Source organism: Pseudomonas sp. R15(2017), assembly GCF_002112685.1.
Lineage (GTDB): Bacteria > Pseudomonadota > Gammaproteobacteria > Pseudomonadales > Pseudomonadaceae > Aquipseudomonas > Aquipseudomonas glycinae.
In genome coordinates this window covers 89,113-108,376 of the sequence record NZ_NEII01000014.1, presented here as the reverse complement: position 1 = coordinate 108,376, position 19,264 = coordinate 89,113, and the positions used below count along the sequence as shown (strand labels likewise).

The 19,264-nt window shown below is 60.1% G+C and carries 14 protein-coding genes; 8 read left to right on the top strand and 6 right to left on the bottom strand.

Translation table 11 applies throughout. The features are described 5' to 3' along the window. Nucleotides 1–44 precede the first annotated feature (44 nt). From CAF77_RS25205 to cbiE, 6 genes are all read right to left on the bottom strand, one after another. Nucleotides 45–491, bottom strand: a complete 447-nt coding sequence (locus tag CAF77_RS25205) for a DUF2946 domain-containing protein (protein ID WP_085655582.1) — start codon at nt 489–491, stop codon at nt 45–47. A 21-nt stretch (nt 492–512) separates the two neighbouring features. Then, nucleotides 513–992: a copper chaperone PCu(A)C gene (locus tag CAF77_RS25200; protein WP_085655581.1), complete on the bottom strand. Its 480-nt coding sequence runs from the start codon at nt 990–992 to the stop codon at nt 513–515. A 48-nt stretch (nt 993–1,040) separates the two neighbouring features. Further along, nucleotides 1,041–1,442 (bottom strand): DUF2946 domain-containing protein, encoded by a 402-nt coding sequence (locus CAF77_RS25195; protein ID WP_085655580.1) that lies wholly within the window; start codon nt 1,440–1,442, stop codon nt 1,041–1,043. Nucleotides 1,443–1,629: 187 nt separating this feature from the next. Then, nucleotides 1,630–2,349 carry a cobalt-precorrin-6A reductase gene (locus CAF77_RS25190; protein WP_085655579.1) on the bottom strand — a complete coding sequence of 240 codons (720 nt, stop codon included), beginning with the start codon at nt 2,347–2,349 and terminating at the stop codon, nt 1,630–1,632. Continuing rightward, complete coding sequence (locus CAF77_RS25185) at nt 2,346–3,443, bottom strand: cobalt-precorrin-5B (C(1))-methyltransferase (RefSeq protein WP_064379181.1); 1,098 nt, start codon at nt 3,441–3,443, stop codon at nt 2,346–2,348. Before CAF77_RS25185 ends, CAF77_RS25190 begins: the two co-directional genes overlap by 4 nt. Further along, complete coding sequence (gene cbiE, locus CAF77_RS25180; RefSeq protein ID WP_085655578.1) at nt 3,436–4,647, bottom strand: precorrin-6y C5,15-methyltransferase (decarboxylating) subunit CbiE; 1,212 nt, start codon at nt 4,645–4,647, stop codon at nt 3,436–3,438. The genes CAF77_RS25185 and cbiE overlap by 8 nt, the downstream gene beginning before the upstream one ends. Before the next feature lie 221 nt (nt 4,648–4,868). Here cbiE and CAF77_RS25175 point away from each other — a divergent pair, with 221 nt between their 5' ends. The 8 genes from CAF77_RS25175 to CAF77_RS25140 all read left to right on the top strand — a co-directional run bounded on the left by CAF77_RS25175 (nt 4,869) and on the right by CAF77_RS25140 (nt 19,217). Beyond that, nucleotides 4,869–5,540, top strand: a complete 672-nt coding sequence (locus CAF77_RS25175) for a hypothetical protein (RefSeq protein WP_085655577.1) — start codon at nt 4,869–4,871, stop codon at nt 5,538–5,540. Nucleotides 5,541–5,661: 121 nt separating this feature from the next. Next, complete coding sequence (locus CAF77_RS25170) at nt 5,662–6,498, top strand: hypothetical protein (protein WP_064379186.1); 837 nt, start codon at nt 5,662–5,664, stop codon at nt 6,496–6,498. Between the two features lie 53 nt (nt 6,499–6,551). After that, nucleotides 6,552–7,214 (top strand): hypothetical protein, encoded by a 663-nt coding sequence (locus tag CAF77_RS25165; protein ID WP_085655576.1) that lies wholly within the window; start codon nt 6,552–6,554, stop codon nt 7,212–7,214. 159 nt (nt 7,215–7,373) lie between these two features. After that, nucleotides 7,374–8,672: a precorrin-3B synthase gene (cobG, locus tag CAF77_RS25160; protein WP_064379190.1), complete on the top strand. Its 1,299-nt coding sequence runs from the start codon at nt 7,374–7,376 to the stop codon at nt 8,670–8,672. Beyond that, a complete protein-coding gene (locus CAF77_RS25155; RefSeq protein WP_085655575.1) occupies nt 8,665–9,291 on the top strand; it encodes a precorrin-8X methylmutase in 627 nt (208 codons plus the stop codon). Before cobG ends, CAF77_RS25155 begins: the two co-directional genes overlap by 8 nt. Next, nucleotides 9,288–10,022, top strand: coding sequence for a precorrin-2 C(20)-methyltransferase (locus CAF77_RS25150; protein ID WP_371915550.1), 735 nt, complete (start codon nt 9,288–9,290; stop codon nt 10,020–10,022). Before CAF77_RS25155 ends, CAF77_RS25150 begins: the two co-directional genes overlap by 4 nt. After that, the gene (gene cobJ, locus CAF77_RS25145) at nt 10,022–11,725 is read left to right on the top strand and encodes a precorrin-3B C(17)-methyltransferase (protein ID WP_085655574.1); all 1,704 of its coding nucleotides are present in this window, start codon (nt 10,022–10,024) and stop codon (nt 11,723–11,725) included. Before CAF77_RS25150 ends, cobJ begins: the two co-directional genes overlap by 1 nt. Before the next feature lie 313 nt (nt 11,726–12,038). Continuing rightward, nucleotides 12,039–19,217 (top strand): TcdA/TcdB pore-forming domain-containing protein, encoded by a 7,179-nt coding sequence (locus tag CAF77_RS25140; protein WP_170928998.1) that lies wholly within the window; start codon nt 12,039–12,041, stop codon nt 19,215–19,217. Nucleotides 19,218–19,264: the final 47 nt, after the last annotated feature.

The following is a 19,264-nucleotide window of genomic DNA, read 5'->3' as shown; positions in this document are numbered from 1 at the left end:
GCCTGAAGCTGTCTTCTCAACCGTGTGCAATCAGCGGTGGGTGTTTACGCTGCGACGGGCGGCGCGCGGGTACGGGCGCCGGGGAAGAAGGTCTGCCGGGCATGGCCCAGACGCGGGGAGGGTGGGGTGAAGGTGTTGACCAGTGGAATGCTGAAGGTGGCGAAGCTGCCGCCGCCGGTCAGCGCCGGGCAATTGAACAGCAGGCTGCAATAACCGCACTTTTCCCACAGCACGTGGTGCGAGGATTGCGGCGGACAGTGTTGCGCCGAGGGCTGTGCACCGTGCCCGGAATGATCCATGCCCGGCATGTCCATCGACATGTCCATGCTCATCGGTATGGAGGTCGAGGCGTGCTGATCCATCGGCATCGACTGGGAAATCAGCGGGCCGATGAAGATCATCAACATGGCGAACAGGGCGATCCAGCTGCCGCGGGTCAGGTGTTCAGTCTGACGGCGTTGCAGGGAGGGCCTGGCGCTCAGGGGGCGCATGGGCGGAGTCTGCCGGAACGGTTACTGGGCGTGCGCGTGGGCTTGCGTGGCTTCCGGCGGCTTCTTCTGCACGGCGACTTCGACGGTCACGTCACCGGCCTTTTCAAAGTGCAGGGTCAGCGGGAAGCGCTTGCCATCGGTCAACAGACTGCGGTCGGTCGGATTCATCAGCATCACGTGATAGGCCATCGGCGCGAAGGTCACGTTTCCACCGGCCGGGATGGCCACGTTCGACACCTGTTGCATCTTCATCAGATCGCCCTGCATCACGTGCTCGTGCAATTCGGCCGTCGGGGCGATGGGCGAGTCGACGCTGAGCAGACGGTCAGCGGTTTTGCCACCGTTGTGAATGATGAAATACGCGGCAACGGTCGGCGCGTTCGGCGGCAGTTCCTGCGACCACGGGTGGGCGATCTCCAGCTCGCCGGCCTTGTATTCGTGGGCATGGGCGAAGCACGCAGGCAGCAACAGCGCAGCGATGACGATGAGTTTGTTCAACATGGCAGTTCTCCAGAACGATTTGAAACGCAGGTCAAATGCGGGAACAAATCAAACCAGAGGAGAGGCGCGGGGATTGAGGCTCGGCCATTGCTGGCGCGGTGTCGGAGTCTGCAGCACGGCGGGCGCCACGCTGCGATTGCTTTCGTATTGAGCGAAATACAGCTGCGGCGAATGCCCCGGCAACGCCACCACCGGCGCCGATCCGGAGCAGCACCAGCAATGCTGCATGGTCGAATGATGGTCACCGCTTTGCGGCGCTTTCTGATCGAGGCTGCCGATGTCGATCGCCACCATCTTCGTCCCGCTGCCGGTGCAGAAACTGCTCCACAGCAACTGCTCGGCCGGCGTCTGCGCCGCCTGCGCCATTGATCCCGTCAACGGCATGGCGAGCATGTTGAACAGCACTGCAAAGCAGGCGATCCAGGCAAATGCGAGCCGGTGTCGGTTCATGGGACAGATCCGTAGGGTGGGCGATCAGGCGCGGCTATTTAGCCTGATCAGGGCCGATAAGTAAAAAAGCGTCGTGCGGTTTGGTGTCGCAGCGATCTTTCAAGAGAGTGTAGCGGCTCGAATTTGCATTGCATGGGACTTGCATCAACAACTGAAGCTATCGCGAGAGGAAAAAGCTCCGTCCCGATCAAGGTTTTTCAAGAGCCGAGATGACTTCAGCAACCGTCCAAAACTCCCGATCAACCCCCGCCAACACCGGCCGCTTCAACACCATTACCGGCACCCCAAGCTCCCGCGCCACGTCCAGCTTCGGCTCGGTTGCGGTGCTGCCGCTGTTCTTGCTGATCAGCACGTCGATCTGCCGGCGTTCGAACAGCGCCCGTTCATCCTCCAGCAGAAATGGTCCACGGGCGCCGATGACTTCGCAGCGTTCGTTGCCGGGGTAGACGTCGAGGGCGCGCAGGGTCCAGAACTGGTGCGCGGGGATTTCATCGAGGTGTTGCAGCGGTTCGCGGCCAAGGGTGAACAGTGGGCGGCGGAAGGGTTCGAGGGCGGTGATCAGTTCGGCCCAGTCGGCGACTTCGCGCCAGTCATCGCCCGGTTGCGGTTGCCACGCCGGGCGGCGCAGGGCCCAGCAGGGGATGCCGGTGAGTTGCGCAGCAGTGGCGGCGTTGTGGCTGATCTGTGCGGCGTAGGGATGGGTCGCGTCGAGCAAAAGTGTGATGCCTTCGTCGAGAATGAACTGCGCCAGACCTTCGGCGCCACCGTAGCCGCCGACGCGCACCTGACACGTCAGATCGGTCGGCACCCGGCCGACGCCAGCCAGGCTGTAAATGTGTTCTGGCCCCAGAGTGCGCGCGATGGCCAGCGCTTCAGTCACGCCGCCGAGCAACAAGATTCGCTTCATACAAAAGCTCCCGCATGGCCGACGATGCCGCCCTGACGATCAATCGCAAACACCTCGACCTGCACCTGAGCCGGCACCACGCTGCGGGCGAATTCCAGAGCATGGCGGCAAACTTCATCACCTAGGGCAACACCCGCCGCACTGGCCATCGCCAACGCCTGCTGACTTGTGTTCGCCCCGCGTATGGCTTGCTGCAGCGCATCGTCGGCGCCAATCGCCGCCGCCCATTCGGCCAGTTGCGGCAGGTCGATGCTCGAATGACGCGAGTGCAGGTCCATGTGCCCGGCTGCGAGTTTGCTGATCTTGCCGAAGCCGCCGCACAGGCTGAGTTTATCCACAGGTACTTTGCGCAGGTGCTTGAGCACCGCGCCGACGAAGTCGCCCATTTCGATCAGGGCAATTTCAGGCAGGTTGTAGACCCGGCGCATGGTGTCTTCGCTGGCGTTGCCGGTGCAGGCGGCGATGTGCAGGAAGCCGTTGGTTTTCGCCACGTCGATGCCTTGGTGGATCGAAGCGATGTACGCCGCGCAGGAAAACGGCCGGACGATGCCGCTGGTGCCGAGGATCGACAGCCCGCCGAGAATCCCCAGGCGCGGATTCATGGTTTTCAATGCCAAAGCTTCGCCGCCCTCGACATTGACCGTCACTTCGAAACCGCCGCGATAGCCGGTTTCTTCGGCGAGCAGCGTCAGGTGATCGCTGATCATCTTGCGCGGAACCGGGTTGATCGCCGGTTCGCCGACGGCCAGCACCAGTCCCGGTCGAGTCACTGTGCCGACGCCTTTGCCGGCGATGAAGCGGATTCCCGGCTCGTCGATCAGTTGCACACGGGAGTAGAGCAGGGCGCCGTGAGTCACGTCCGGATCATCGCCCGCATCTTTGATCGTCCCGGCTTCCGCGCCGTCTTCGGTCAGTCGGCAGAACTCCAGACGCATCTGCACCTGCTTGCCCTTGGGCAACACGATCTGCACGGCGTCCGCCACCACTCCGCCGAGCAGCAGGCGAGCCGCGGCGAGGCTGGTGGCTGTGGCGCAGCTGCCGGTGGTCAGGCCGCTGCGCAGGGGCGCGGGTTGTTCGGCAGTTTCGTCACGCATCGAGGGGTTTGACCAGATCGAGCAGGGTGATCGGCAGCGCCTGGCGCCAGGTATCGAACTCGCCCAGCGGCTGTGCCTGGGCGATGTGGATGCGGGTCAGCTCGCCGCCGTGCTGTTCGCGCCAGCTCATCAAGGTCATTTCGCTTTGCAGGGTCACGGCGTTGGCGACCAGTCGGCCACCGGGCTTTAGTTGTTCCCAGCAAGTGTCGAGCACGCCTTCGCGGGTCACGCCGCCGCCGATGAAAATCGCGTCCGGACGTTCCAGCCCGATGAGCGCCTGCGGCGCACTGCCGCGAATCAATTGCAGGCCGGGAACACCCAGCGCATCGCGGTTGTGTTCGATCAGCTGCTGGCGACCATCGTCAGCCTCGATGGCCAGTGCGCGACAGCTCGGGTGCGCGCGCATCCACTCGATGCCGATCGAGCCGCTGCCGGCGCCGACGTCCCACAGCAGTTCGCCCGGTGTCGGGGCGAGGCGGGCGAGGGTGATGGCGCGCACGTCGCGCTTGGTCAGTTGGCCGTCGTGCTGGAAGGCCGAGTCCGGCAGCCCGGCGAGGCGCGACAGGCGCGGTGTCTGCGGATCGGCGAGGCACTCGAGGGCGATCACATTGAGGTCGGCAATGCGCGGATCGTTCCAGTCGTTGGCGGTGCCGTCGATCCGGCGTTCGGCGCTGCCGCCCAGATGCTCCAGGACGCTCAGGCGACTGGCGCCGAATCCGCGCTCGCGCAGCAATGCCGCAACGGCGGCCGGGCTCTGGCCGTCATTGCTCAGCAACAACAGGCGCACGCCGCCAAACAGTTGTGCATTGAGAGCCGCCAGCGGGCGAGCCACCAGCGACAGCACGGTGACGTCCTGCAACGGCCAGCCCAGTCGGGCCGCCGCCAGCGAGCAGGACGACGGGGCAGGCAGGACCAGCATCTCGGCCTCCGGAACCTGACGCGCCAGACTCGCGCCAACGCCGTAGAACATCGGATCACCGCTGGCCAGCACACACACCGCTTCGCCGCGACGCTCGAGCACCGGGGCCAGGGAAAACGGGCTCGGCCACAACTGGCGCTCGCCACGGATGCACACCGGCAACAGATCCAGCTGACGCTGACCGCCGATGATCCGCGAGGCGCTCATCAAGGCGCGCCGGGCATTTTTGCCAAGACCTTTGAAGCCGTCTTCGGCAATGCCTACAACCGTCAGCCAAGGGGTCATGCCATTCCTCATTACTTGTCCATCGTCAGTGGGCGACATGATAACGCGACTCCCGCGAAATGACTGCTGCGCATTTTGAACAGCCTGGAAGACATCTAATGTTTATGTTGTTTTTTCTCAGGTTGTTTTTTTGTTGATAAGTTTTGTTTGTAGTTGGTATGGGTTTGTTAGAGATGACTTGTTGTTCTGGATAGTGATTTTTATAAGGGAATTAATGACGCATGGAAATGCTTGATAATGTTTTGCCACAAGTCGCTGACATTGCCGAAGAAAGCAGCTCGGTTGTCGCGGGAAATAGCTTGCTCACTTTTTTTTCCGGAGTGAGCCGTGAAGATGAACGTTTTATCAAAGACAGCATGCGCTGGGCCGAGTATCAGGCCGTCCAGCGCGTGAACAGAAGACAGGCTCCGGGCTTCTGGTTCGAATATTACTCCGCATCGCTTCAGCAGCTTGGCTGGGAGCTGGGTGAACCGGTGCGGGTTGCCGGTCGGGAGTTTGAGGGCGACTTTCTGGATGCCTGGTCAAAATCGATGGAACGGCTGCTGAGTAGTGGAAGGCGACAGCAGATGAAAAAAACCTTCCAGTTGCTGGAACACAATCCGGCGGGTTTTGATTTGTTTGCGGACAGTGTCCGGGAATGGAATGACTTTGTATTTTCACCGGCCTATTACAATTACTATAAACATCTTGAAATAGTGATCAGTCATGTCGGGTTGCTCGACGCCCAGTGGACGAAGAGGTATTTGTTCTGGGATGTCGAATATTCCAGGTCGCAACTGGAAGTCTATGCGCGGCGGTTCATGAATACGCCGAAAAACATGAATGCCCGGCGAGCAGAGTTGACTGAACTGGTCCGCGATATGCGGCGTAATGAGTTTGCACTGAGTCAGTGAGTTCGGTTTTTTTTGTCTGTGTTGAAATAAATTGAATGCAGTGAAAGTTGCGTGTTGGTGGAGTGGAAGTTAGTTTGAGTGTGCGCCACGGAGGCGTTTTTAATTTAAAGGAATGTGCATAATGAATGAAGTAATTGCTAAGAATGACGAAGTGGTTGGTGAGACCTTGTCCGCAGCTCAACGTATTGCTTTGATCGAAGAGTGTAACCAGCTGATCGCCGCACAGCCCGTTCCTCGCTCTGCGAAGTTGTCGCTGAATGCCAGTTTGCCAATCGACAAGGATGAACTTAACGCCGCCATCATGGGCACAGGCATCGCCGGTTTCGATGAAAGTATGTCCAGACGCAGCAAACGCATTGTGAAAAATACCTATATGTACGCTGATCTGGTTGCCTTGACCAAATACCCTTCCGCCAGCCAGAAGGAGAAACGCTACGATGAATTCATGAAGCTCATGAAAGTAGGGGGCTGGTTTGCCTTCAACCAGCCTTACAATCGCTACAATGCAACTTCCCAGAAACTGACCATGGACAATGTTGCACTCAACATCCTCCATACCGCGGTGTCTTCGGCGGTGGGGCAGGGGGCGGCGGCCTTGAAGGTGCTCAAGGATGTGGCGGACTCCACGATTGAAGCGCTGAAAGATGTCCCTGAAGCGCTGGGACTTTTTGAACGCAACGTTAAAAAAGCCGAGGGCGGCAACTTCTGTATGTCGAGTGCCCTGGAAAACAAAGACGGCACCATCACGATGGCCATCGCTGCGGTTCAGTATTTTGCCGCGGCGCAACCGACCAAGGTGCTGTTTGTCGAGTGGGCGACATCCAGCGTCAGCATCTACAACGGCTCCGCCACCATGACCATGGACGAAGAGGACTACTTGCTGGTCGAGCCATTGATTGTCAGGGCATTGACCGAGCAGCGTGAAAAAGCGCTCAGCTACGAGTTTGGCCAGGCCTGATGTTCATTGAAGCCAGAGGCCCGGTCCTCTGGCTTTCTTAAAAGGAGTTTTCGATGAATGCAGGTGTTGGTTTCAAGACCTTCGTATGCGCCGGTACGGTGGTGTTGGTCGCGGATGAGTTGTTGGCGTCGGACCGGTGCGATGGTCTGGATGCACTGCTTTATGCTCAACTGGTCGCTTCTCGCAAATGTCCTGACTTTGCCCAGGTCGATGCATGGAATCAGGCCAACAGGATCGCACTGAGAGTCACCGGTGCAATGTTGCTGGATAACCCGCAAGCCAGCCTGCCTGTGCCGATGCCGCGCAGTTTTACTCTCGCCGAGTTGACCCGGCGGATCCTTTATCAGTGGGTTCCCGCCGCGACCGATGAAGTCGTGGATCTCAGCCTGGATTCGCTGTTGAGCGAGGCATCGCCGACGCCGGCAACGGGCGTTCTGTTCGAGAACGCGTTGCATGAGGGCCGGTGGGTGCGGTTCGGACTCAGTCTTCTGACTCGGGGGCTGGGGGTGTCGACAGTCTTCATCGCGTTCGAAGTTGATGAAGTCATTGAAGGCAATCTCTGGTGCCATCGATTCAATACCGCAAACGTGCGGGGTAACGTATCCATCGATGGTTACAGCGCACTGATCGATCCCGAAGATTACGTCTTTTCCCGGGCCAAAGTGATTGAGTTATTGGGGGAGCGGCGCCAGGAGCAGATCATCGCGTTAGCCTGAGAGTTGGCGACAAGCTCCAGCGGTGGCGGTAGAAGATGCAACATGATCGGCTGTCCGACGGGCAGACTTTTCATGCAGTCAGGCAAAGCAGGCATAATGGCGACCTTTCGCCCATCACAGCACTGCCTGTCAGCCGGTCAGCCCTTGAACGAACGCCCGATGTCCAACGCCATACGCCCCTCGGCCTGTCCGGGGTTGCTGCGTATCGTCCAGGCGCTGGATGGCGGGATCTGCCGGATCAAGCTTGACGGTGGTTCGATCACGGCCGGTCAGGCCGATGCGCTGGCCAACGCTGCCGAGCGCTTTGCCGGCGGGGCGATCGAGGCGACCAACCGGGGCAATCTGCAGATACGCGGGATCGGCGAGCAATCCGCCGCGCTGATCGACAGCCTGCTGGCCGCCGGTCTCGGGCCGCGAACCGCAGCCGGCGATGATGTGCGCAACCTGATGCTCAGCCCGGCTGCCGGTATTGACCGGCAGATGCGCTTCGATACTCGGCCATTGTCCGGGCAGATCCTCGAGACCCTGCAAAGCCATCCGCGTTTCCATGAGCTGAGCGCCAAGTTCGCCGTGCAACTGGATGGCGGAGAAGCGCTGGCGATGCTCGAACACCCCCATGATCTGTGGTTGTCGGCGTACCAGGAGTGCGACGACACGCTGTTGGCGTTCGGCCTGGCGGGTTGCCCGACGGATCGACCGCTGGCTGCCGTAGCGCTTGCCGACGGCCATGCGCTGGTGGTGGCGGTGTTGGAGTTGTTCCTCGAGCTGGCCCGGCCGGATCAGGCCCGGATGCGCCATCTGCTGGAAGAATGCCCGGCGCCGAAGTTTCTGGAAGTGCTCGGTCAGCGGATCAACCTCCAGGCTGCCAGAGATTGGCAGCGCGAAGCCGGATCAGTGGGTTTGCACCTCGGCATCCACGCTCAGCAGTTGCCCGGTCAGGTCTATGTCGGTGCCGCACCGGCGCTCGGTCGCCTCGACCCGGATACGCTGCGTGGTGTTGCGCAATTGGCCAGAACCTTCGGCGACGGCAGCCTGCGTTTCACCCCTTGGCAGAGTCTGTTGCTGCCTAATGTGCGGGAAACCGATGCGGTTCAAGTGCTCGACGAATTGGATACGCTGAACCTGCTGACCCGTGTCGAAGATCCTTTGGCGCGCCTGATCGCCTGCACCGGTGCCAACGGTTGCGGCAAAGGCCTGGCCGACACCAAACACGATGCCCGCCTGCTGGCTGCGCTGTTGCCCCACGCCGTGGATGTGCACCTGTCCGGCTGCCCTCGCTCTTGCGCCGCCGCGCATCGGGCTGGGGTGACGCTGCTGGCGGTCGGCCCCGGTCACTACGATCTCTATTTTCGCGATGCAGCGCTGCCGGGTTTCGGCGCACTGCACGCTCACAACCTTACTATCGAAGCGGTCGCGACCCTGCTCGCCGCCCGCTCACGGAGCCCCCTTGATGCTTGATTACATCCGCGACGGTCAGGAGATCTATCGCAACTCCTTCGCGATCATTCGCAGCGAGGCCAACCTCGCGCGCATTCCGGCCGACCTGGAAAAACTCGCGGTGCGGGTGATCCACGCCTGCGGCATGGTCGAGGCGATTGACGGGCTTCAGTTTTCCGAAGGCGCGGGCAAGGCCGGGCGCGATGCGCTGGCTGCCGGTGCGCCGATCCTGTGCGATGCGCGGATGGTTTCCGAGGGCGTGACCCGTGCGCGCCTGCCAGCCAACAACGAAGTGATCTGCACCTTGCGCGATGACAGCGTGCCGGGGCTGGCGCGCGAGCTGGGCAACACCCGCTCGGCAGCCGCTCTGGAGCTTTGGCGCCCGCATCTGGAAGGCAGCGTGGTGGTGATCGGCAACGCGCCGACCGCGCTGTTCTATCTGCTGGAAATGCTCGATGCCGGCGCCCCGAAACCGGCATTGATCCTCGGCTTCCCGGTGGGCTTCGTCGGCGCTGCCGAGTCCAAGGCCGAGCTGGCTGCCAACAGCCGTGGCGTGCCGTTCGTGATCATGCAGGGCCGCCTCGGCGGCAGCGCCATGGCCGCCGCTGCGGTCAATGCCCTCGCCACGGAGATCGAATGATGCAGGCTCAAGGACGTTTGATTGGCCTGGGCGTCGGCCCCGGTGATCCGGAACTGATTACCATCAAGGCCCTGCGCCTGCTGCGCGAATCGCCGGTGGTAGCGTACTTCGTGGCCAAGGGCAAGAAGGGCAACGCGTTCGGCATCATCGAAGCGCATCTGCAGGACGCGCAGAACCTGCTGCCGCTGGTGTACCCGGTGACCACCGAAGTGCTGCCGGCGCCGCTGTCCTACGAGCAAGTGATCAGCGACTTCTACGATGAAGCGGCAGAGGAAGTGGCCGCGCATCTGGATGCCGGTCGCGACGTGGCGGTGATCTGCGAAGGTGATCCGTTCTTCTACGGCTCCTACATGTACCTGCACGATCGCCTGGCCAGCCGTTACGAAGCCGAAGTGGTGCCGGGCGTCTGCTCGATGCTCGGCGGCGCCTCGGTGCTGGGCGCGCCGCTGGTGTATCGCAATCAGAGCCTGTCGGTGCTGTCCGGCGTGCTGCCTCATGACGAGCTCAAGCGTCGTCTGGCCGATGCCGACGCGGCGGTGATCATGAAGCTGGGGCGCAACTTCCCGAAGGTGCGCGAGGTGTTGGCGGAACTGGGCCTCGCCGAGCGTGCGCTGTATGTCGAGCGCGCGACCATGGCCAATCAGAAGATCGTGCCGCTGGATGAGGTCGAGCCGATGTCGTCGCCATACTTCTCGCTGATCATTGTTCCTGGCGAACGGTGGCAAGGCTGATGAACCATTCCACACCGGCCATCGTCATTCTCGGCCAGGGCGCGCTCGCTACGGCCCGTCGCCTTCAGCAGGTCTATCCGGGCGCAAAGATTCACGGGCTCAATGGACGCGTCGAAGGCGCGGACCTGACTTACAGCGAATTCGGCGCGACCCTGCGCGCGCTGTATCAACAGGACACGCCGATCATTGCCCTGTGCGCGGCCGGCATCGTCATCCGCACCCTGGCGCCGCTGCTACTGGAGAAAGGCAACGAGCCACCGGTGCTCGCCGTGGCTGAGGACGGCAGTGCCGTGGTGCCGCTGCTCGGTGGCCTCGGCGGGGTGAATGTCATGGCCCGCGAGATCGCGGCTGCGCTTGAAGTGGCAGCGGCGATCACCACCAGCGGCGAGTTGCGCTTCGGCACCTGCCTGCTCAACCCGCCCGGCGGTTATGCCCTCGGCGATCTCGAGCAGGGCAAGCGTTTTGTCTCCGACCTGCTCGCCGGCCACAGCGTGCGCATCGACGGCGCTGCGCCGTGGCTTGAGCAGGCGCAACTGCCGGAAGATCCACTGGCGCAGCGCTCGATTCATGTCAGCAGCGCAGCCCGAGAAGCGAGCGCCAGTGAGTTGCTGATTTATCCACGCAGTGTGGCGGTGGCGGTCGGTGCCGATGTGGCCGATCTGCCGGATGCGATTCGCAAAGCGCTGCAGCAGTCTGGTGTGGCAATTCAATCGCTGGCCTGTCTGGTGGCGGCGGACATTCAGATGGCCAGCCCGGCATTGCGAGAAGCCGCGCTTGAGCTGGGAGTGCCGCTGCGCTTTGTCGCGCCGGCGAGTGACATCGCTGAACTGTCTCGCAATGCAGTCCCTGATGCCCGGATCATCACCACATCCCATGACCTCGCCATCGCCGTGGCCGAACAACCGCTGGATGTTTCGCAGGTTGGCCGTCCACGCGGACGTCTGGCCGTCATCGGTCTCGGGCCAGGTGCAGCCGAGCTGATGGTGCCGGCGGTAAAAGCCGAACTGGCCCGGGCCACCGACGTGCTGGGTTACGAAACCTACGTGCGCATGGCCGGCCCGTTTCGCGCCGATCAGGTGCAGCATTGCACCGACAACCGAGAAGAGATGCAGCGTGCCCGTCACGCTTTCAGGCTGGCCGCTCTGGGCCGTTCGGTGATTGTGGTTTCGTCCGGTGATCCGGGCGTGTTCGCCATGGCGGCGGCAGTGCTCGAAGCGTTGCACGAGTCGACGGACCCGGCGTGGCACAGCGTCGATCTGGAAATTCTGCCGGGCGTGTCCGCCTCGCTCGCCACCGCCGCTCAGGCCGGTGCACCGTTGGGTCACGACTTTTGCGTGATGTCGCTGTCGGACAACCTCAAGCCGTGGTCGATCATTGAGAAACGGCTGGATCTGGCCGCCGAAGCGGATCTGGCGCTGGCGTTCTACAACCCGATCTCCCGCGCCCGTCCGTGGCAACTGGGGCGAGCGCTGGAAATCGTCGCGCAACACCGCACACCGCAAACGCCAGTGGTGCTGGGCCGCGATATCGGTCGGCCGGGGCAGACGTTGCGGGTGACGACGCTCGGCGCAGTGACGCCGGAGCAGGTGGACATGCGCACGATGGTGCTGATCGGTTCGTCCACGACCTGCACCTTTGCTCGCGCCGAAGGTGGCGAGTGGGTGTACACCCCACGTTGGTACGGTGAAAAGCCAATGGGCTGACGTCCGGCGCTTGCGCTCGCATACCTGCCGTACGCAAACAAGGCCGCGAACTTGATATTCGCGGCCTTGTTTTTTAAGTTGAGAATCTGTTTCGAAATACTGACTGTTTTTAAAGTGTCGGGATTTATATTGTTTTGAATGTTGTGATGGAAACAGTTTGAAGGTTTTTATGTTTGTGGTGGTTGTTTTTTTATCCTAGTCTGGCCCGGCTTCAAGGAAGTTTATTAATTATCGAGTGCCCTCCTGATCAATATGAGCAGGGAGGTGTGTTTGTGCCTGTTTGAATGTTTTTGATCGAATGGAATCTGTCATCATGGATGTTGAAAGTTTAATTGGTTTGCCTTCGAAGACCGAATTCAATCATATAAAGAATGCATTTGCCGCGTATTCGGCGAGCGCCGAATACGCGGCGCTCGAACACTATTATCAGTTGGCCACCGCAACGAATCAGCCTGTGGAACAGCAGTTGCCAGTCAAACTATTCCTCGAAACCTTTGAATCGTTGACCGGGCGAATGAAGGGGCCGGTATCACCGGTCATCGAGCGGGCGCACGCGCGTATTCAGAACTACGCGTCGCGACTTGGCGCAACGGTTTCAGTATTTTCAGGTGTCGCTCGGACCGTTCCGAAAATCATGCACTTCGTCTGGGTGGGCGGCAGTGAAGTCGGTCACATCCAGCGCGACTACATGAATATCTGGCGCGCCGTGCTGGGCCCGGAGAATTACCAATTCAATCTCTGGTACGACAGCGATGCGTTGCTGGCTTTCGAGATGAACCGCGTCATTCTCGACAGTGCCAGGGCGCATGCGATGGAGTCCGGCGCAGATCAGGTCAGCAAACCTTCGCAGCTGGCACAAATGATTGAAGACCGCGCGCGCGTCTTGAAGCTCCAGATGGCGGATTACATCAGCCAGCCGCAGTGGGCCGGACGCAGGGATGACGCCCGCATCCAGTTAATGGTCAGCGCATATGGCAAGGACCGCAAGGTGCTGGAGGCATTCCGTCAGAAATGCCTGGATACGCATCTGGCGATGGCCGGTGATGATCTGCGAGTGCGTGACGCTGGCCGCGAGTTTGCCGGACATTTCCTGCAGGATGTCTATCAGCGGGAAATCGGCCTGCGCGGAAATTTCGCGGCAGCCAGTGATGTCGTCAGGTTGCAGGCCGGGTTTCTGGAGGGCGGCCGCTACAGTGACATGGACTATCTGCCTCCGTTTGTCGACAAGCTGGGCGGCGTGGACATCAGCCAGTTCAGCGAAGAGGCGAAGGTGGGCGTGCTGCAGCTTCTGCTCAATGAGGATGCTTCGTTGATGCCGGGCAGGGATCGGTCTCGCTACAAGGACAGAACCGACAAAATTCCTGCGCAGGATAAAGAAAAACTTCTAGCGTTTGCCCGTGAGAAGCCCGGCGTGTCCGGAATATTCATTGCCCCGCAGGACAGCCCGGTTCCGCAGGATGCCATTCGCCTGGGCACCGCGAAAGGTCTTGCGAGCAATGGGGAAATGAACGCGCATTTTCTGGCCCAGCCGCGCAGCGGGATGACCATGGCCTACATGCAGGCGATCCGTCTGAATTATGACTGCCTGTATGAGGTCGAGCGTCGTCTGGACGCAATGGGTATCGCGGCGTCGGATGAAAGCCGTGTTATCAGCGTCATTCAGAACGTCGTCAATGAAAAACAGGCGGAGGGAAGATTTCCCGGTTCAAAGAATCACTTTTCATCGGCCAATCTGATTGAAGCCATTGCTACGTATTATCAAGACGGCATTCGCATCGGCGCACGAGGAACTGTCACGCTGACCGGGCCAGGCAGCGCGGCGACAGGAGTGACAAAGTATATAGAAGACAAATTATTGCCCGATCATGTCGATGATGTGCGTAAACATCTCAAGTTACTGGACAGCTACAACGTCTATACCGAAGAGGAAATGATCTCTGGCTGGACCGTCAATGATGATCCCGAACAGTGGCTGACGAAAGAACACAACAAGTGGAAAGATGGAAAACTCCTGTCACGTTACGGCGCCAACCTGACGGAGTTGCTCAATGAGCACCATATGACATTCAAGCAGGGCTGGCCGGTCATCGAAGGCAAACCGGTGTTCTTGACCGATGTCTTGCAGAAACTGATGAATGATCTGGGCGACCCCTTCATCAAGGCAATGCGCGACAAACTGAGTGGCGAAATCAATGTCGGCAGGCGAATCGATCTGGGTCTGGATGTTCGACAGCAAATCCTCGCGCAACCTGACAGCCTCGTTCCGCCTTCGCATGGGGAGCAGGCTGCCGACAATTTCAATGATTTTCTGACACGGCTTGCCCGGGGTTCGCTTGAACTCGATCAGTTGAGCCCGTTGCAGAGAGCTGTTATCGGCGGTTTGTTCTCGGCATCGCGTGTGGATGTGGAAGGCTTTTCCGAGGCGTGGCAAAAAGTCCGGGCAGTGGCGCGGGATACCATCGATGAAGGTTTTTTCAAACGCTATAACGCTATCGAGAAGATCCTTTACGAACGCAGCGCTCCGGCTTTTCAGGCCGGTTTTGCCCAAGGGGCCACATCTGGTGCAGAGAGCGCAGGTGAGTTGAAGGTCCGCGCACTGGCCGAACCGCTGACCTTGTACCAGTGGGGACAGCGCATCGCGCAAATCAACGGCGCCGCGCGCCGTGACTATCAGACGAAAATCCTCAGGAACGCTGTGCAGATCCGCGAGCAGTTCTTCAAGGCCGGGGCCTCTTCGGCACGGCAGGTTCCTCAGGATCTGTTGCGGCTGGGCACCGGCGATCCCGGCCGCCGCTGCTATCCCTTGGCATTGCTGATGGCCGCTGCGCTGGGGCTCGGAGACGAGGCCGAGCGTGCGCTGATCGGCCGGATTGCCAATGCCAGTCTCGATCCCGCTGATGCCGAGTCCCGGACCATGTTTGCCGCACTGGATGACTTGTCGGCTGTTGCAACGACCGAGATCGGACGTTCGAACGGAGCACTTGGGCTTGACGTGATTGTCCGCAATCTGGAGGCGAAAGCCGGATCCGCCGTCTACCTGCTCGATACGGGTAAGCATGCATTGCTGGTGGCCAGGGTTCAGGTTGACGGAAAACCGTCCTATCGCTTTTTCGACCCGAATTATGCGATTTACGGATTCTCTCGGGCGGATCAACTCCAGCGAGCCATACAGGGTCACCTCGCCAGTGACGGTGATTTGGCAGCGCTCTACGGTCTGGCCGGTTCGACGGACTCCGTGTTCACGGTGATCGAGCTGGATACGAAGGCGATTGCCGACAAGGTATTGCCTTCGAAACTGCCCGTGAACGACCTTCTGAAGAGCGAACGGGTTAGCGCCGGCCGAACGGTTTCCGTATGGGATGAACAGGCATCGGCACGCATGCGCTCGCTTTCGGAAAACGTGCGGATGGGAGAGGGCCTGGCGCAACTTGACGCACGCCACCAGGCAGGCGAGTTCGAAGAGGCGACCCGGCGCTTGCGCAGTGACAGCCAGCTTGGGGAGCAATACCTGCCATTGCTCGAGACGGTGAGGGAAACGTCGAAGTCGCACTACACGCTGACGATGGTTGACGCCCGTCACCCCCAGGTCTCGGTCGAGGTCAGTACCGTCGATTCACGGTTCATCAAACTCGCAAGACACATCAGGCGTCTGGCAAACACGCTGGCGGGGCCGGCGCGAGGCCCGGTGGAGACCGACGGCGGCAGCCGTTTGAGTTTTGCCTTTGCTATCCAGGCCATCATCAATGAGATGCGCAGTCGAGAGTATCAACGTCAGGGGGGGCAGATTCCCGCACTGACCACCGCTTTGCAGGTCCAGGCTTATGTGAGTTATGCGCAACTGAGTTTTGGTGTCGTGACAGACGCACTGCAGATGGTCAGTCTGGTGCGACAAGTGGCGGCCAGTGAACAGGCGCTCGCAGCAGGTCATGCGTCGCTTTCCTCGCGGTTGCTGGGGCGTGCCGCGTCGGGAGTGGGCCTGGGATTTTCGGCGGTCAACATCGGTTTCGATATCCATGGCCTGACCGTGGCCACCACTGATGAGCAACGCTCGCGACTGGCCACCCAGCTTGCATTCAATGGAGCGGCGCTGGGTCTGGATATAGCGGCGCTGGCGGTCGGCGGTACGGTGGGATCGGTGGCGGCTGTGCTGTCGATTCCGTTGCTGGGCATCGGTATCGGTGCAGCGGCCATTGCCAGCAACCTGGGACAAATCAGTGACAAGGCCAGAGCGGTCGGACGTCACTTGTTTCTGATCAATGAAGCCTATACGGAGGCAGGACACAGGATCGAGGAGGGTGTCCTGCGTTTCGAACCCGAAGCCGTCATCACAGAGCTGGATCTGCGGCGGGGCAGCGTGGCATTCGATAGCCAGAAGTTCTTCGCGACGATCTTTCAGACTGTGGGGCTTCCCTCCTTCGATGCAAGAGAGCAGGAAAGGCACCGGGCGATCAATATTCGCGAAGCGCTGCGTCTGCCATCGACGTTGAGAATCGACCGGCAGAAACAGGTCAATGCTGTCGTCTTGCCCTGCACGCCAGGCTGTTACTACGGATACGAATACCAATTGGGTTCGTCGGGTTTCTCCCCGGACGAGGATATCTCCGAACGCTTGAAAACTTATCAGCGGTTCTGGGATTACGGGGATTATTCGCTGCCGGTCGCGCAAGACGGCAGCGGGCTGCGCACGTCTTATCCCAATATCATCGACGGATGGAAGGAACGACTGGAGTTCGATGAGCGGGGCGAGCAACGGTTGCAGTTCTTTTCCACGGCCCCGTTCCCCCATGTCCTCTACAAATTGCATCCGTTCAACACGCCGACCGCTATCCGCGTGCGCCTGGATGAGCACTGTCGACAACTGGTCGTACCTCAATTGCCGGCCGAATGGAAAAACCTGATTTCCTATGAAATCACCGCCCATTCTGGACAAGTGCTGCTGACGCTCAGTCCGGGCGTGGTGTCGGTTGTCCTCAATCCGCCACCTCTCGTTGACGGCCCCTCCCCTGAGGCGTTTTTGCCTCGTGCCTCGGCCGAGTGGGTGATTGCCGCGCCTTGGGCGAGTGAGGAGCAGGTTCGGTTCGAGGACGCGGCACTTATCGTCGATGGCATCCGGATCGATGGCTTTGAAGGTTTTATACGGCTCAAGGGCGGCGAACTGTTTCAGGTGGATCGCAGCAAAAACAATGCGTTGTTGCTGGTTCGCATCGATCTGAGCAGCAACAGAATCTCGCAAACAAGTGAGTCCGGTGTCGGTATCACCGCCGGGCTGCTGGACGTGGACCGGATTTCCGATACCGTTCTGGCAAGACTCAGGAGCCTGCGCCGCGCGAATCGGCTGACCTCGTCGCACACGCCGGTGTCTGGTTTTCAGGTGCCTATGACTGCCTCCAACAAACCCGTTTCGACCACCGGGTACTACGACGCCGGACTGGATCGCATTCTGTATCCGCGCGATCTGCCGGACGCGGTGAATACAGGCATCGTTCTGGGAGCCGTCATTGCAGAGCACGCGTGGTTCTATCACCCGGATCATCCGACCCTGTGGCGTGTCGATACCCTCTCTGGAACGGTCAATCATCGCTATCGCCTGATGAATCCTGCGCAAGGTTCAAGAATCACCGGTTTCGAAAGCACGGTCAGCGGAGGGCTGCGTGTCGTTCAGGACGTCTCTGGCTCGGGTGAGGCCGACTATTCGTTGGAGTACCTGATTGATGGAGCGGCGTTGACATTCACACACTTCAACGCCCGGGGACATTCCGAAGATTTGCTTCGACGCACGCTCGATTACTGGAAGCAACCTCTGAGTCAGTTAACGCAACCCCGGCCGTATGCCGATGACGCTGCCGAAATGTCCACGTCGCTGAGCACCTGGAAAGCCGCGCCGTTTATCGAGTTGCGCTGTTTTGACCACGGTGAGTTTGCTTACTCCGGATGGCTTCGGCTGCATGACAACCAATTCATTCTCAATTATTTCGATGTTGTGCAGCGGACGATGTTGATGTGGGACCGGGTCGACAATCAGGACGCGATTATTTATGACAAGGAAGCTGGAGCGCTGATTAGAGTGGCGCTCGGCCGGATAGATGATGCAGAGACGGTTGACGACATTATCGAAGACAATGTCGTCGAGCTGACTTCTACCGCAGGTCGTTACGTTGCCACCAAAAAGGACGGGCGTCTGTTCGAGGTCGACAGGGACGGCGCGCTGCGGTTCATCGGCGTGGGTCAGCGCTGGTTCGAATTGAATCCCGACTGGCCGGACGCAATGTCTGAACTGGCTCAAAAGCATAAGGCCGCACCCTTTGCCGTGATCGGTCTGACGCGCCGGGACCGTCCTGCATTTCTGGCAGCGTGGTGCATCGCCGGGCAAATGCTACTGGCAGACGTCGGCGACGGCGGGGAAATGACTTTGCTTGCGACGACACCTGATGCGAAGGCGGCCTGGTTGTTCGACCGTACGGCAGGCCGACTCTATCGCCAAAGCCTCGTCGACTTCGAAGCGCTGGGGGCCGCCTTTGCCGAAGGCTCGCGTCTGTCGAATCCGGAGCATTTGCCGAAGGCACAGCCGGTATGGGATCAGTGGCAGGTTTCAGAGGTCGAGGTCCGGGGTCAAGGGTTGCTGGTGCAGACGCGGGACGGTGTGAACCTGCAATTGATTGATGGCCAGCCGGCCAAAGTTCTCGGTGTCGAGACTCGCTGGTCCGAACGCGATCGCCCAACCGATGCCCGGCTTCGCGATCGCTTGCGAGCGCTGGTCTCGACCTGTCCACATGCTGCTTTCATGCCGGTTGGAGAGAGGGATGGATTCTATCGATACTATGTCCCCGAGTCCGATCAACTGTTCGACGTCATCAAACCGTCCGACGGGCAATGGCCGGTGTTTTTGGGCCTTGAAAGTGAATCGCTGCCGCTGGTGTACGACCCCGTGGATAACATTGTCTTCACGCCGCGCCCTGAGCCGACTCCGTCAGTCTCGATCTGGATGCAGGACTGTCTGGCACAGAGGCAGGAGGAGGTCATGTCCATTGCGTCCCGCAGTGATTTTCCAGGTTCACAGGTGGTTGTGCCCCTTGGCGTTGAAAAGCTGTTGCTGTCGTTCGGCGCGCCGCAGCAGGTCTGTCGCCTGACCGACGAAGACTGGCAGCGCATGGACTGCATCGTGCTTGAATGCCAGCCGTCCCCGGACGTTCAGCGTTCCGGGGCGCCCAGGCTGTTTCTGGAGATGTCGGCGAACGAACGGCTGTTGCTGACAGTAAAGGACGGGCAACTAATGTTGATCGATCCAGACAACGCTCACAGTCTGATAGTGCGCGATGTATATGCCTCGGAAGGCGGGCCGGTCATTGCGATGGAGATCGTTGTCAGGACCGCAACGGGTGACCACCGGTTCAGCCTTGAACAGCTGCTGCACAAGGTCATGACTGATCAGGTCGACAAAGGCCACGTTGACATGAAGGCGTTGATCGCAACGAGCGAATCGTTCACTGACTGATTCGATTGTGGCCAAAAGAGGCCGCCGATCTCTGCGTCGGCGGCCTT

Coding starts and splice junctions, on each gene's coding strand:
- CAF77_RS25165 (WP_085655576.1), top strand. CDS start 6,552: ATGAATGCAGGTGTTGGTTTCAAGACCTTCGTATGCGCCGGTACGGTG.
- CAF77_RS25175 (WP_085655577.1), top strand. CDS start 4,869: ATGGAAATGCTTGATAATGTTTTGCCACAAGTCGCTGACATTGCCGAA.
- CAF77_RS25150 (WP_371915550.1), top strand. CDS start 9,288: ATGATGCAGGCTCAAGGACGTTTGATTGGCCTGGGCGTCGGCCCCGGT.
- CAF77_RS25205 (WP_085655582.1), bottom strand. CDS start 491: ATGCGCCCCCTGAGCGCCAGGCCCTCCCTGCAACGCCGTCAGACTGAA.
- cbiE (WP_085655578.1), bottom strand. CDS start 4,647: ATGACCCCTTGGCTGACGGTTGTAGGCATTGCCGAAGACGGCTTCAAA.
- CAF77_RS25155 (WP_085655575.1), top strand. CDS start 8,665: ATGCTTGATTACATCCGCGACGGTCAGGAGATCTATCGCAACTCCTTC.
- cobG (WP_064379190.1), top strand. CDS start 7,374: ATGTCCAACGCCATACGCCCCTCGGCCTGTCCGGGGTTGCTGCGTATC.
- CAF77_RS25140 (WP_170928998.1), top strand. CDS start 12,039: ATGGATGTTGAAAGTTTAATTGGTTTGCCTTCGAAGACCGAATTCAAT.
- CAF77_RS25190 (WP_085655579.1), bottom strand. CDS start 2,349: ATGAAGCGAATCTTGTTGCTCGGCGGCGTGACTGAAGCGCTGGCCATC.
- cobJ (WP_085655574.1), top strand. CDS start 10,022: ATGAACCATTCCACACCGGCCATCGTCATTCTCGGCCAGGGCGCGCTC.
- CAF77_RS25185 (WP_064379181.1), bottom strand. CDS start 3,443: ATGCGTGACGAAACTGCCGAACAACCCGCGCCCCTGCGCAGCGGCCTG.
- CAF77_RS25200 (WP_085655581.1), bottom strand. CDS start 992: ATGTTGAACAAACTCATCGTCATCGCTGCGCTGTTGCTGCCTGCGTGC.
- CAF77_RS25170 (WP_064379186.1), top strand. CDS start 5,662: ATGAATGAAGTAATTGCTAAGAATGACGAAGTGGTTGGTGAGACCTTG.
- CAF77_RS25195 (WP_085655580.1), bottom strand. CDS start 1,442: ATGAACCGACACCGGCTCGCATTTGCCTGGATCGCCTGCTTTGCAGTG.